General features: G+C 62.3%; 12 protein-coding genes and 1 pseudogene. 8 read left to right on the top strand and 5 right to left on the bottom strand.

Features of this window, described 5'->3' with window-relative positions; genetic code table 11:
• Positions 1-104 precede the first annotated feature (104 nt).
• Positions 105-290, top strand: coding sequence for a hypothetical protein (locus IL54_RS05710; RefSeq protein WP_037473899.1), 186 nt, complete (start codon positions 105-107; stop codon positions 288-290).
• A gap of 40 nt (positions 291-330) precedes the next feature.
• Here the strand turns inward: IL54_RS05710 and IL54_RS05705 are convergent, their stop codons facing one another.
• Both IL54_RS05705 and pip read right to left on the bottom strand, forming a co-directional pair.
• On the bottom strand, positions 331-657 hold the full coding sequence (locus IL54_RS05705; protein ID WP_193378817.1) for a hypothetical protein: 327 nt from the start codon (positions 655-657) through the stop codon (positions 331-333).
• Between the two features lie 20 nt (positions 658-677).
• Positions 678-1,619: a prolyl aminopeptidase gene (gene pip / locus IL54_RS05700; RefSeq protein ID WP_037473897.1), complete on the bottom strand. Its 942-nt coding sequence runs from the start codon at positions 1,617-1,619 to the stop codon at positions 678-680.
• A gap of 170 nt (positions 1,620-1,789) precedes the next feature.
• On the opposite strand from pip, the gene IL54_RS05695 reads away from it, so the two are divergent.
• Both IL54_RS05695 and IL54_RS05690 read left to right on the top strand, forming a co-directional pair.
• A complete protein-coding gene (locus IL54_RS05695) occupies positions 1,790-4,570 on the top strand; it encodes a TonB-dependent receptor (RefSeq protein ID WP_037473895.1) in 2,781 nt (926 codons plus the stop codon).
• 76 nt (positions 4,571-4,646) lie between these two features.
• Positions 4,647-5,069: a response regulator gene (locus IL54_RS05690; protein ID WP_037473893.1), complete on the top strand. Its 423-nt coding sequence runs from the start codon at positions 4,647-4,649 to the stop codon at positions 5,067-5,069.
• 388 nt (positions 5,070-5,457) lie between these two features.
• Here IL54_RS05690 and IL54_RS05685 read toward each other — a convergent pair whose 3' ends face one another.
• Positions 5,458-7,968, bottom strand: a complete 2,511-nt coding sequence (locus IL54_RS05685; RefSeq protein ID WP_443211272.1) for an EAL domain-containing protein — start codon at positions 7,966-7,968, stop codon at positions 5,458-5,460.
• Here IL54_RS05685 and IL54_RS25300 point away from each other — a divergent pair.
• Entirely contained in the window at positions 7,904-8,101 is a 198-nt protein-coding gene (locus IL54_RS25300) for a hypothetical protein (protein WP_237236512.1), read from the top strand. The genes IL54_RS05685 and IL54_RS25300 overlap by 65 nt on opposite strands.
• Before the next feature lie 70 nt (positions 8,102-8,171).
• On the opposite strand, the gene dnaN is transcribed toward IL54_RS25300, so the two are convergent.
• Complete coding sequence (gene dnaN, locus IL54_RS05680; protein ID WP_037473891.1) at positions 8,172-9,284, bottom strand: DNA polymerase III subunit beta; 1,113 nt, start codon at positions 9,282-9,284, stop codon at positions 8,172-8,174.
• Between the two features lie 171 nt (positions 9,285-9,455).
• Between dnaN and IL54_RS05675 the strand changes: the two genes are divergently transcribed.
• The 3 genes and pseudogenes from IL54_RS05675 (at position 9,456) to IL54_RS05665 (ending at position 11,763) form a co-directional block, all read left to right on the top strand.
• Positions 9,456-9,944, top strand: a complete 489-nt coding sequence (locus tag IL54_RS05675; RefSeq protein WP_037473889.1) for a hypothetical protein — start codon at positions 9,456-9,458, stop codon at positions 9,942-9,944.
• A 44-nt stretch (positions 9,945-9,988) separates the two neighbouring features.
• Positions 9,989-11,257 carry a 23S rRNA (adenine(2503)-C(2))-methyltransferase RlmN gene (rlmN, locus tag IL54_RS05670; protein ID WP_037477887.1) on the top strand — a complete coding sequence of 423 codons (1,269 nt, stop codon included), beginning with the start codon at positions 9,989-9,991 and terminating at the stop codon, positions 11,255-11,257.
• Positions 11,258-11,341: 84 nt separating this feature from the next.
• Positions 11,342-11,763, top strand: a pseudogene (locus IL54_RS05665) (hypothetical protein).
• A 56-nt stretch (positions 11,764-11,819) separates the two neighbouring features.
• Here IL54_RS05665 and IL54_RS05660 read toward each other — a convergent pair.
• Positions 11,820-12,326 (bottom strand): outer membrane protein, encoded by a 507-nt coding sequence (locus IL54_RS05660; protein ID WP_037473887.1) that lies wholly within the window; start codon positions 12,324-12,326, stop codon positions 11,820-11,822.
• A gap of 323 nt (positions 12,327-12,649) precedes the next feature.
• Here IL54_RS05660 and IL54_RS05655 point away from each other — a divergent pair, with 323 nt between their 5' ends.
• A complete protein-coding gene (locus IL54_RS05655; protein ID WP_037473885.1) occupies positions 12,650-13,369 on the top strand; it encodes a cytochrome b/b6 domain-containing protein in 720 nt (239 codons plus the stop codon).
• Positions 13,370-13,473 lie beyond the last annotated feature (104 nt).

Below are 13,473 nucleotides of genomic sequence, written 5' to 3'. Positions count from 1 at the left end.
AAATCCGCGCCGCTTGACCCGCCTTATCGCGCCACTGCATAAAGTCTCTGGCGCGCCGCGAAAATCGCGATAGGCTGTGCTTCCATAAAAAAGGAGAGGAAGCCATGCTCGTCATGTTCGTGGGGACGGACCGCACCGAAACTGCCGTCAACGCCACTCAGGTCACCTTCGTCTCATCGGTCAACGACGGCACCCGCATCCGCTTCGGCGAAGGCCGCAGCGTGACGGTCACCGAACCCATCGCCGAAGTGCTCGAAAGCCTCAACCGATCGCTACGCCCGCACGAATAAGGAGGCGAGGGCGTCCAGCGGGCGCGGTGCCTGACGCCACTCAATCCCGGCGGCTGGTTACTCGCCCAGTGCCGTCGCTGGTGATTTCGATCAGATGGGCGGTGTCATTGTCGCATTGCGCTTTCCAGCCCATCACGCCCTTGCGCACTTCGGTTCGAACCGACTCGCTCACCACTGGGCAGGTCGCGCCCGAAGCCCGAATCGCGCGCTCCAGCACGCCATTGCGCTGGGCGTCGTCCAACTGCGCGACTTGCGCCGCGGCACCTGTGTCCGGCGCGACCTGATTGTTCGCGGCGGCCGTCGGCGCGTCATTCCCGCCGCAAGCGGCAAGGCCCAAACCGGCCACCATCATGATCATCGTCCGCATGCCACTCTCCCCCATGTCGTTCAGTCTGCAAAGCCATCGGTCGCGCGGATCAGCGCGTCGAGTATGTCTGGCTCGTTGTACGCATGACCCGCGCCTTCGATCATGTCGAAGCGCGCCTGCGGCCAGGCCCGGTGCAATGCCCAAGCGGTTTCGGCCGGGCAGGCCATGTCGTAGCGCCCCTGCACGATGACGCCGGGGATGCCCGCCAGCTTGCCTGCATCGCGCAGCAACTGGCCCTCCTCCATCCAGCCGCCATGGACGAAATAATGATTTTCGATGCGGGCAAAGGCTAGCGCGAAATCGTCCGCGTCATGCGCCGCTGAGAGCGCGGGGTCGGGCAACAGGCGGATCGTCTCGCCCTCCCACACGCTCCACGCGCGGGCGGCGGCGATCTGCGCGGCGCGATCCGGTCCGGTCAGGCGATGATGATAGGCGTGGAGCAGGTCGCCACGCTCCTCCACCGGGATGGGGGCCACGAAGCGTTCCCATTTGTCGGGATAGATGCGGCTTGCACCATGCTGATAATACCAGTCGATCTCGCTGCGCCGGATCGTGAAGATACCGCGCAGGATGAGTTCCGACACGCGCTCCCCATGCGTCTGCGCATAGGCGAGCGCCAGCGTCGATCCCCAGCTACCACCGAACACCAGCCATTGGTCGATGCCCATCATCGCGCGCAGCCGCTCGATATCGGCCACCAGATGCCAGGTGGTGTTGGCGTTGAGGTCCGCATGCGGTGTCGATCGGCCGCATCCCCGCTGGTCGAACAACAACACATCATAGCGCGCCGGATCAAACAGGCGGCGATGGTCGGGCGCAATGCCGCCACCCGGCCCGCCATGCAGGAAGACGGCCGACTTCGCGCCGGGGGTGCCTACCCGTTCCCAATAGACAAGGTGGCCGTCGCCGACGTCGAGATGACCGGAGGCGAAGGGGGTGATCGGGGGATAGAGTGCGCGCATGGCGTTGCTTCTAGCAGCCCCGGCCTGGCTTCGCCATGTTCCACCTCGGCCAGCCCCGGTTCAGCCGCGCCATTACATGTTGCGACAAATTCGTCTGTCGGTTGCCAGAGTTCTGCGACAAGTGGCGGCTAATCGTTCATCAGCATCCGGTCTGATTTTGGGGGGTTTTCGTGCGGTTTTCCACGTCCATAGTGCTTGTTCCGTTCCTGCTGGGGACAGCGCCCGCCGCGCTGATGGCGCAGGAGGTGCCCGTCGGCGCGCCACCCGCCCAGATGGAGGATATAGAGGGCGAAGAGATAATCGTTACCGGCCAAGCCCCGCGCGGATCGGTGATCGGCAATATCGAACCGGAACAGACCCTATCGGCTGCCGATGTCCGCGCGCTGGGCGTTACGTCCATTTCCGAAATGATCAGCGAATTGTCGCCGCAGACCAATGGTTCGCCGGTGATTCTGCTCAATGGCAAGCGGATATCGAGCTTCTCGGAAATTCAGGACATTCCCTCCGAAGCGGTAGCGCGGGTCGAAATCATGCCCGAACAGGTCGCGCTCTCCTATGGCTATGCGCCGACGCAGAAGGTCGTCAATGTCGTGCTGCGCGAGCGGTTCCGCGCCGAAACCGCCGAAGCGCGCGCGGGCGTGACGACGCAGGGCGGGCGGGAGAATGGCCAGGTCGAAGCCGGGATGCTGCGCATTCAGGGCGACAATCGCTTCACCCTTAATCTCAAATATAGCCGCGCTGCCGCGCTGCTGGAAAATGAGCGCGGCATCCTTCCGACTGCGCCCGGCCGCCCCTATTCGCTTAGCGGCAATATCACCGCGCCGACTATGGGCGATCCGATCGACCCGGCGCTTTCGGCCCTTGCGGGGCAGAGCGTGACCGTGGCGAGCGTCCCCACTAGCGCAGCGTCCGGTGCCCCCAGCCTCAATGATTTCGTCGCAGGCGCGAACATCACCGGCGTCAGCGACCTAACGCGCTATCGCAGCCTGAGCCCGGAGACGGAGAATTTCTCGGTCAACGCGACCTTGGCCCGCGCGCTGGGCGGCGTGACCGCCACGCTCAATGGACGACTGGAACTGTCGGATAATGATTCGTTGCAGGGTCTGTCGGCCAACGCGCTGACGCTGCCGGGCGGCAACCCCTTCTCTCCCTTCGCAGGCGATACGACGCTCTATCGCTATCTGGCACAGGCAGGCGCACTGGAGCAGCAGATACGCGGCACCACGGGGCATATCGGGCTGACGCTGAACGGTCAGTTGGGGCGCAGTTGGCAATGGTCCTTCACCGGCAATGGTGACCTGTCGATCACCCGCACCCGCACCGACCGTGGGGTGGATAGCGGTGCGATCCAGGCCGCGCTCGATGCGGGTGATGCCAGCGTCAATCCCTATGGCAGTTTCGCGCCCGACCTGATCGCCACGCGCCTGTCCGACCGGGCGCGGGCGAAAAGCCAGGCGGTGCAGGGCGATCTTTTGCTGAGCGGTACTTTGTTCGACCTGCCCGCTGGCGACGTGACCAGCTCGATCAGGATCGGTGCATCCGCCAATGGCTTTGACAGCCGGTCGACCCGGTCGGGCGTCGAGAGCGAAACCCGCTATAGCCGCGAGATCGGTAGCGGCCAGTTGAGCCTGGACCTGCCGATCACCAGCCGATCGAGGGATGTGCTGGGCGCCGTCGGCGACATCAGCGTCAACCTGAATGCTGCCGCGCAGCATTATTCGGATTTCGGGACGCTTTCGACATTGGGCTATGGCCTGCGCTGGGAACCGGTGAAGGCGGTGCAGATATTGGCATCCGCTAATCAGGATCGGGCCGCGCCAACGGGCGCGCAAATCACGGACCCGCTGATCGCCACGCCCAATGTCTCGGTCTTCGACTATGCGACCGGGCAGAGTGTGTTCGTCACCCAATTATCAGGCGGCAGCGCGGCGCTGCGCGCAAGCGTGCGCGACCAGTTCCGCCTGTCGGCCAGGGTCAAGCCGTTCGAAAAGCCCAATCTGACGCTGACCGCCACCTATCTCAACAGCCGGACCAGCAACCCGGTCGCAGCCTTTCCTACGCCGACACCGGCGCTGGAAGCCGCCTTCCCGCAACGTTTCCTGCGCGATGCGGACGGCAGCCTGCTTCAGATCGACGCCCGACCGCTCAACTTCCTGCGGTCGCAGAGTGAACAATTGCGCTGGGGCTTTGACCTGTCGATCCCGCTCAAATCGCATGTCCAGAAGCTGGTGGAAACGTGGCGCGCGTCGGGCGGCAAGCCCGAAGACCGGCCACCGGAATTGGCGGCCTTGTTCGGCAATCGGCCGCAGCGCGCGCCAGGGCAGGAGGGCGCCGACCGGCCGCGCAGCGAAAGGGGCGCGGGACAAGAAGGCGGGCGCCCGTCCGGCCCACGCGGCGGCGGCTTTGGCGGCGGACGCGGCGGTGGCCAGGGCGGCGGACGGATAAGCTTCAGCCTTTATCACACCTGGCATCTGACAGAGAGTATCGACATTGCGCGCGGCGTGCCGCAACTCGACCTGCTGAACGGCGACGCCACTGGATCGGCTGGCGGTCAACCCCGGCATGAGATCGACGCGCGGATCGGATATACCAATAACGGTATCGGGGCACGGCTGGGCATCGATTGGGAAAGCGGCACCCATGTCGATGGCGCGCTTGGTGGAGGATCACGGCTGAACTTCGGCAGCCTCGCTACCGCAAACCTGCGTATCTTCGCTAATCTGGGGCAAATGCCGATGCTGGTGAAGGATATGCCGTTCCTGCGCGGGGCACGGGTGTCGATCGGCATCGACAATATCTTCAACCAGCGCCGCGAGGTCACCGATGCCACGGGCATGACCCCGCTGCGGTATCAGCCCGGCTATCTCGACCCGCTGGGCCGCACCGTGTCGATCAGCATCCGCAAGCTATTTTCTCCCAATTTTGGCGGCGGGAACAGGCCGCGTAGTTAAATTCCTGTTAGCCACGCCTAAAGCCCGTCGTTGTCCTGCCGTTATGACAGCTATCAAAGGTTCGGGAGACGACGGGATGAAGCCGATCAGGATTGTGGTTGTCGACGATTCGCTCACCATCAGGGCGATGATCGAGACGTTGCTGGAGCGCGACCGCCGGGTTCAGGTGGTCGGGATCGCCCGCAATGGCGAGGAAGCGATCGACATGATCCGGCTGGAAAAGCCCGATGTCGTGACCCTCGACATCGCCATGCCCGGCAAGGACGGCATGGCGATATTGGACGAGATCATGGACATGGACCCATGCCCGGTCATCATGCTGTCCAGCCTGATGCGCGAAGGCGCACCGATCGTCGCTGAAGCGATGGACCGGGGCGCCGCCGCCTGCTTCAACAAGGCGATGATCGTGCGCGAAGCCACGCGCTTCGTCACCCTGATCAAGGCCGTGGCGCGCGGCCTGGTGGAGATGGATGTGGAGCCAGTCGCGATTGCGGCCTGAACGCAGCGTAGAAAAAAAGGGGGAAGAGCCCGATGGCTTCTTCCCCTCTTTTTTGCGCGTCACGCGTTCAACGCGCGGATGGTTTGGAACTGGCGAGTGCCATGGCGTTGGCGGCACCGCTGGCGGGCTGCACTGGCGTGTCTTTTCCCGAAATATAATAAGCGCTCAAAGTGGCGACGCCCAAGACGATCACCAATCCCAATATGGCGCGATTGCCTCTGCCGGACCTTTGTCCAGAGTTCGTCCGACCGTCATCATCACCTTTGCGCATATCTTATTCTCCATCGGGTGTATCCGTGGAGCATAATCTCTGCCGAACCCCGGTGTTCCTGCGAAAAATGGTGATATTTTGTTGCTGAACCAGTCTTTTAGTTACACAATAAGCAGATCAGGACGCGAGCGTTTTGGGCGCATTACGCAAGGCACTCAGATCAATCATACCAGCAAATTCTACGCCCATTCGGTCGCCCTTCGACCATTTGGCGGTCGCATTGACCGATTGGCCTTCTGCCAACTCGATGGCGAACAAAGTGCCGGATGGCACATTCCATAGCCCTTCGATCAGCGCGCCAGTGGCCGAGATGTTGCGGACTCGACCCGTGTAGACATGGCCTTGGTGGTGAATGGCCACGGTTCGCAACATGGTCTTGCGACTGGGCCGACTGGATTTAAAGCCATCCATCGCCACGTTGGCGCCATGCGTGTCGTGGCTTGCCATGACATCGACGAAGGGCATGGGGCGGCCATAAATATAGCCTTGAACATGGCTGCACCCCAATTGCCGGATCAGCGCCAGTTCGTCTTGCGTTTCCGCGCCTTCAGCGGTCGTATCCATCCCCAGCGCCTCCGCCAGGCTGACGATCGCCTTGATGATGGCGCTATTGCGGCTGCCCTTGATGGCCGCGCCCCGCACGAAACTCTGGTCGATCTTGATCTTGTCGAACGGCGCCTTCTTCAAATAGCCGAGCGAGGAATAGCCCGTCCCGAAATCATCCAGCGCCAATCGCACGCCCAATGCCTTCAATCGTGCGAACATGGCGTCGGTGCCATCATCGTCGTTCAAGAAGACGTTTTCGGTGATTTCAAGTTCGAGGCGTTCGGGAGCCAGTTGCGACGCGGCGAGCGCATTCATGACCGTGGACGGAAAGCCGATATTGGCAAATTGCGTCGGCGAAACGTTGACTGCAACGCGAATGCCGTCGTCCCATTGCGCTGCGTCTCGACAGGCGGTGTGGATGACCCATTCGCCGATCTGACTGATCATCCCGCTGTCTTCGGCGATGGGAATGAACAAGGCGGGCGAAATCGGCCCCCGCACGGGATGCGTCCAGCGCAACAGCGCCTCATATCCGGTGATCTGATCAGTCCGCAATGACACGACAGGTTGATAGGCCAGATGCAGGCCATCGCTGGCCAGCGCATGGCGAAGATCTTGTTCCAGGCGACGGCGATCTTCGGCGTCGGCATGCATTTCCGACGAATAGAAGCGATGCCTGCCTCGGCCGTCACCCTTCGCCGCATAGAGCGCAAGGTCGGCGTTGCGAATAAGCGCATCAGCCGTAACGCCATCCTGGGGCGCACAGGATATGCCGATGGATACGCCGATGACGACGGCATTGCCTTCGATCGAATAGGGCTGGGCCACCGCGTTGATGATGGTCTGGGCCAGAAGGGCCAATGCATCCCGGTCATGATGTCCAGGCAGCAATATCTTGAACTCGTCGCCACCCTGACGCCCGACCAACCCCTTGTCGCCGACGGTGCGTTTAAGTCGCTGGCTGACCTGGCGCAGCAGCGCGTCTCCTGCAGGGTGGCCCAGCGTGTCATTGACCAGCTTGAACCGATCAAGGTCCAGCATCATCAACGCGCAATCGCCTGGTCGGCCCGGCCGCTCCGTGACCGCCTGCTCCAAGGAACTGAGCATCTGGATACGATTGGCAAGGCCGGTGAGGGAATCGAACTGGGCAAGGCGCGTCACTTCGGCCTGACTGCGGCGCATTTCCGTCAGATCCGTGCCGCTGCCGCGAAAGCCATGAAATTGCCCATATTCGTTGAACACCGGCTGGCCGGAGATCGACCACCATCGCTCTTCCTTCGCCATCGCCGCGCAGACCGAGAGGTCGGAAAAGCCAGTCCGCGCCGACAGATGAAAGCCCAGTGTGCGCTCCCCGTCGCCTTGCTGCCTGTCGCCCGGCCGGATGATTTCCGTCATCGGGCGGCCGATCAGCGCGCCTTCGCGCGCATCAAGCGTTTGCGCCAGCGTATCGGATATGTAGGTCAGGCATCCGTGCCGGTCGGTTTCCCAGAACCAGCCCCGCCCGGTGCGCTCATGCTCCAACAATAGTCGATCGGAACGCTGCGCGCGCAGGTCCTGCCTATGCCGTTCGATGGCGCAGTCCCGATCGACCGTGGCTTGCCGCACCGTCGCAACAGCCATCACGATCACGCAACACAACAGCATGCCGATGTGCGTGACACCGGCATGTTCCGTCACGGCCACCAGCAACAGGCCGAGAAAATAGCCGATCCCCAACAGACGCCTGTCGCCGAAAATACAGACAGCCAATAGAGCGACGGCCAATTCGGGGACTGCCAAAAGAAAAGCAGGTGCCGACGCCGCTGCGGGTGCCTGCCCTAGCCAGAGGCTGAAGCAGAGCCCCGACAAAAACACCATCGGCAACATCAGCCGATTCTGGACATGGGGCTTGACCGCTTGAAACGACGCCTGGCGCGGGACGATCATCAAGACGCCGTCGACCAACAGCATGATAGCCAGGACTACGGCCTGCTCCCCGTCCCCTGCGTGATAAAAGGGGATATGCAGGAGGCTGACGATGCAGATCTTCGCCAGCAGGATCAACGGCCATAAGCGCGCGATCGGCGCGAACGCTCCCGAAATCCAGGATGCGGAAACCTCGGTTCCGCTTTCCGTCAGGCCCAGTGCGACCATCAAGGTCATCGGCCGCGAAGACGGATCGGACAAGGAAGCGCGCAATGGATTCATGCGCCCGACAATAGCGCCAAGTCGTTGACAGAGGCTTACTACCCGAACTCCTGTAATCATAAGATTACATCATCGGGTCAGGCAGTAGCGCCCGCTACTCAGACACGCATCGGCATAAGGACATACAGGGCGGGACTGGCATCATTCTCGCGAATCAAGGTCGGTGCGGCGGCATCGGCCAGATGCAGCTCGACCAGATCGCTGTCGATCTGCCCCAATATGTCGAGCAGATAGCGCGCGTTGAACCCGATATCGAAGCCCTCGCCCTGGAAGGCGCCGGGTACTTCTTCGGCCGCCGTGCCGTTTTCCGGGCTGGTCACCGACAGGGTGATCTTGTCGCGGTCGAGGCTCATCTTGACCGCGCGGGTCTTTTCGGTCGCGATGGTCGCGACGCGATCGACACCTTCTTCGAAGCCACGCGGGTCGATCTTGAGCAATTTGTCGTTCGCGGTCGGGATGACGCGGCTATAATCGGGGAAAGTACCGTCGATCAGCTTGCTGGTCAGGATCGCGCTGCCCAGCCCGAAACGGATCTTGCTCGCCGACAGCGCAATCTGGATCGAGCCATCGACCTCGTCGAGCAGCTTGCGCAGTTCAGCGATGCATTTGCGGGGAATGATGATGCCGGGCATGCCGTCCGCGCCATCGGGGCGAGGCACGGTGATGCGGGCCAGGCGATGGCCGTCGGTCGCGGCGGCGCGCAAAACCGGCTGGCCGTCGTCGGCGACGTGGAAATAGATGCCGTTCAGATAATAGCGCGTCTCTTCGGTCGAGATCGCAAAGCGCGTCTTGTCGATGATCTGCTTCAATGTTTCGGCCGGCAGTTCGAAGCTGGTCGGCAGTTCGCCCTCGGCAATGACCGGAAAGTCGTCGCGCGGCAGGGTGGACAGGTTGAAGCGCGCGCGCCCGGCCTGGATCAGCATCTTGCCCTCGGCCGCCTGGAGCGAGACCTGGCTGCCTTCGGGCAGTTTGCGCGCGATGTCGAACAGCGTGTGCGCCGAAATGGTCGTCGCGCCGGGCTGCTCGACTTGGGCTGCAATACTGTCGACGATCTGGAGGTCGAGATCGGTCGCCATCAGCTTGATCGCGCCATCGGCCGATGCTTCGATCAACACGTTGGACAGGATGGGAATAGTGTTCCGGCGCTCGACCACCGACTGGACGTGGCTCAGGCTCTTGAGGAGCGTTGCGCGTTCGATGGTGGCCTTCATGTCCCTGATCTGTCCGTTTCTTTTTAAGCCGATAGCCAGGATTCGGTCGAATCCCGGCGACAATGATGGATGGTTCTTCATAACCGCTGTTGCGGCGTGGGCAAGCACTCGCTCACCCTTTCACGCTGCACCAGGGTTGCAAATGGGGACAGGTTGGGCTTTGCCGTTCGGATGCGCGCTGCCTTTTTACTCCTGACGGCCCTGCTGCTTGCGATCGCGCCAGCCTCGGCACGCGATTCTCTTGGAATATTCGACGGTTGGGGCGCCTTTCGTGACCCGGCGACGCCGCGTTGCTATGCCATCGCCCAATCGGTGATGCGCGGTGGAAGGCGCGGCAAAGGCTTTGCCTCCGTCGGCACCTGGCCACGCCAGCGGGTGCGCGGGCAGATTCACCTGCGCCTCAGCCGCGCCCGGTCGGACAAGGCGCCGGTGACGCTGAGCGTGGGCGAGCGCCGATTCTCCCTGGTCGCAGGCAAGGTTGACGCCTGGGCCGCGGACGCGCGCGGCGATGCGGCGATCATCGCAGCCATGCGATCAGCCAGCAGCATGAGCGTGCAAAGCATCGACGCGCTGGGCCGCGCCTTTGCCGACAGCTACGCCCTGCGCGGCGCGGCGACGGCGATCGATGCAGCGGCGCTGGGCTGCGCACGGGTGCGGTAGGCGCGCGCTTTCACATTTTGTGAAAATCGACTATGGGCGCGGCTATGCAATCAGCCGCCAACCTTGTCATGCCGATTCCCGGCCTCATCGATCCTGTGCCCGTGCCCCGCGCCGTCACGCCCCGCGCGGATGGCCGCACCGACCTGCTCGGCCTGTCGCGCCCGCAGATCAAGGCCGTGCTGGAGGAGGCAGGGCTGGACGGGAAAGCGGCCAAGCTGCGCGCCAAGCAGCTGTTCCACTGGCTCTATCATCGTGGCGAGACCGATTTCGAGGCTATGACGGACCTTGCCAAGCCGATGCGCGGCTGGATGGCCGAGCGCTTCGTCGTCGGCCGACCGGAGGTGGTGGAGGCGCAAGTTTCCAACGATGGCACCCGCAAATGGCTGCTCCGCTCGGATGACGGGCAGGATTATGAGATGGTGTTCATCCCCGATGCGGATCGGGGAACGCTGTGTGTGTCGAGCCAGGTCGGCTGCACGCTGAACTGCCGTTTCTGCCATACCGGCACGATGCGTCTGGTGCGCAATCTTACGCCGGGCGAGATTGTCGGCCAAGTCATGCTGGCGCGGGATGCGCTGGGCGAATGGCCCAAGGGCAATATGGGCAGCAACGTCGCGGTGCTGGACGACGAAGACGAGGACGCGCCGCAATATTCGCCTGATGGGCGGATGCTGACCAATATCGTGATGATGGGCATGGGTGAGCCGCTCTATAATTTCGAGCATGTGCGCGATGCGCTCAAGGTCGTGATGGACGGCGATGGCCTCGCGCTTTCGCGCCGCCGCATCACGCTTTCGACCAGCGGCGTCATCCCGATGATGGCGCGCGCGAGCGAAGAGATTGGCGTGAACCTCGCCGTCTCGCTCCATGCCGTAACCAAGGAAGTGCGCGACGAACTGGTGCCGCTCAACAAGAAATATGGGATTGAGGAGCTGCTCCAGGCCTGTGCCGACTATCCCAAGGCAAGCAATGCCCGGCGCATCACATTTGAATATGTGATGATCCGCGACAAGAATGACAGCGACGAGGATGCCCGCGAACTGGTGCGGTTGCTGCGCAAATATAAGCTGCCCGCGAAGGTCAACCTGATCCCGTTCAATCCTTGGCCGGGCAGCGATTATGAATGCTCGACGCCTGATCGTATCCGCGCGTTCAGTTCCATCGTGTTCGAAGGCGGCATTTCCGCGCCGGTCCGCACCCCGCGCGGGCGCGATATCATGGCGGCCTGCGGCCAGTTGAAGTCGGCGAGCGAGAAGAAGAGCCGGGCCGAACTCGACCGGCTGGCAGCGGAGAAGCAAGCGGCGCTGGGATGACGCGCGCCGGTTACGTGCGCCCAGTAAGGCACGAAACGATAGCCCCGCCCTGATCCGGCGGGGTTTTTCTTTGGGGGACTGATGATGACGGATGACGAGATCGAACGGCTGGCGACGGGCTTTTGCGATTGCACTCTGCCCAAGGCCGCATGGACCCATGGCGCGCATTTCGCGACCGCGCTCTGGCTGATCCTGACGCGCGCCGACATCGATCCGGAACGCGACATGCCCGCGATGATCCGGCGCTATAATCAGAGCGTCGGCGGGGTGAACAGCGACACGGGCGGCTATCATGAAACGATCACCCAGGCGTCGCTGCATATGACCCGCGCTTTGCTGGCCGTATTGCCGGCGGACGCGACACCCGCAACCGCCTTTGCGCCCTGATAGCGTCGCCGCTTGGGAACAAGGACTGGCTGTTCAATTACTGGTCGCGCGAGACGCTGATGGCCCCTGCGGCACGGCGCGCCTGGATCGAACCCGACATACAGCCGCTCCCAGCATAGAAAAAGGGCGGCCCTTTGCAGGACCGCCCTTCGTCATTTCAACGGATCCGCAAGGATCAGAAGCGGAAGCCGACGCCGACCATCGCGGCGTCACGGCCACCGATATTCTGCTCATATTCGGTGCGCTGATATTCGGCCGAGATATAGGTCGACGGGGTCGCCGCGAATTCCAGACCACCACCGAAGCGGACGCCTTCCAGGCCAGCGCCGTCACCATCGACTTCGAAGCGGGTGGTGGCATAGCCGACCTTGCCGAACGCCAGGACGCGCGGCGTGGCGACGAAGCCAAGGCGCAGCGACGCAGCGAGATCGCGGCTGACGTCCAGGCCGAAATCGTCGACCGTGGTGTCGCCCAGGCTGACTTCGATGCCGCCGGTGACGCGAGGGGTCAGCGCCAGGTCGTAACCAGCGGTCACGCCATAAGCGAAGCCTTCTTCGCCGCCGATCTTGTCATAGCCCATGGTGACGCCAGCGCGCGGCCCGGTGAAGGGTGCAGCGTCCTGAGCGACGGCAGGGGTTGCAACAACGGCAGCAGCAATAGCTGCGAAAATCACAGTCTTCATAAATTCCTCGATATTATTATATTGCCTGACATAGTTTATCGTCAGGCTATTTGGTTCGACGCGAAGATTTCATGGCGCCATATGCGCCATGTTTATCCTATCCATGATTGCTTTTATTTTTAGCGATCATGAACGCGATCCGCATCGGCATCGCGTGATTGCCATCTAGGTGCGCCCTGTTGATTTGCAAAGGGGCTGGATTGTAAGTGGTCATGATTCTTGATTTATGTTGCAAAAGTGTGACATTGACAGCCATCGGGCTGGGTGCCGACTGTCATACAGGCTTCGTGGATTTTCCCCGAAAAAGGCGTAAGGTTGCGCCAATGGATAGCCCCACTCCCACCGACGGCATCACCGTCAAGCGCCATCGGCTTTCGACCCGGTTGTGGCATTGGCTGAACGCCGCGCTGCTCTATGTCCTGTTCACCAGCGGCCTTGGCATCTTCAACGCCCATCCCCGCCTCTATTGGGGGCAGTATGGGGCGAATTTCGACCATGCCTGGTTGGAACTGGAGCGCTTTCCCGGTTGGATCACCTTGCCTGGCCTCTATAATCTCGCGATGTCGCGCCACTGGCATCTGACCGCTGCGCCGATCTTTGCCTTCGCGCTGCTGTTCTACATGCTCTGGAGCCTCGCCAACCGGCATGTAACCCGCGACCTCGCATTCCGCCGCGATGATCTGCGCCCGCGTCACATCTGGCAGGATATCAAGGACCATGCCCGGCTGCGCTTCCCAACCGGGCAAGCGGCGTTGCGCTACAATGTCCTGCAGAAGGCCAGCTATGTCGGCGTGATCTTCATCCTGTTGCCGCTCGTCATTCTGACCGGGCTGACCATGGCACCTGGCATGAATGCGGCTTGGCCCTGGCTGGTCGACATGTTCGATGGGCGACAATCGGCGCGTTCGCTGCATTTCATCGCCGCCTTTGCGCTGGCCGCATTTTTCATCGTTCACATCCTGATGGTGATCTTGGCCGGACCGATCAACGAAGTGCGGTCGATGATTACCGGGCGATACCGGGTGCCGGAGGAACGACCATGATCCTGACCCGCCGCATGGCGCTGCTGGGCGCTGGCGCGATGCTCACCGGTTGCGACCGGCTGGCTAGCCATGACAACGTGCGAAAGGCCCTTTTTTCGGCCGAA

The organism is Sphingobium sp. ba1, assembly GCF_000743655.1.
GTDB lineage: Bacteria > Pseudomonadota > Alphaproteobacteria > Sphingomonadales > Sphingomonadaceae > Sphingobium.
This window is presented reverse-complemented; position numbering and strand designations above follow the sequence as displayed.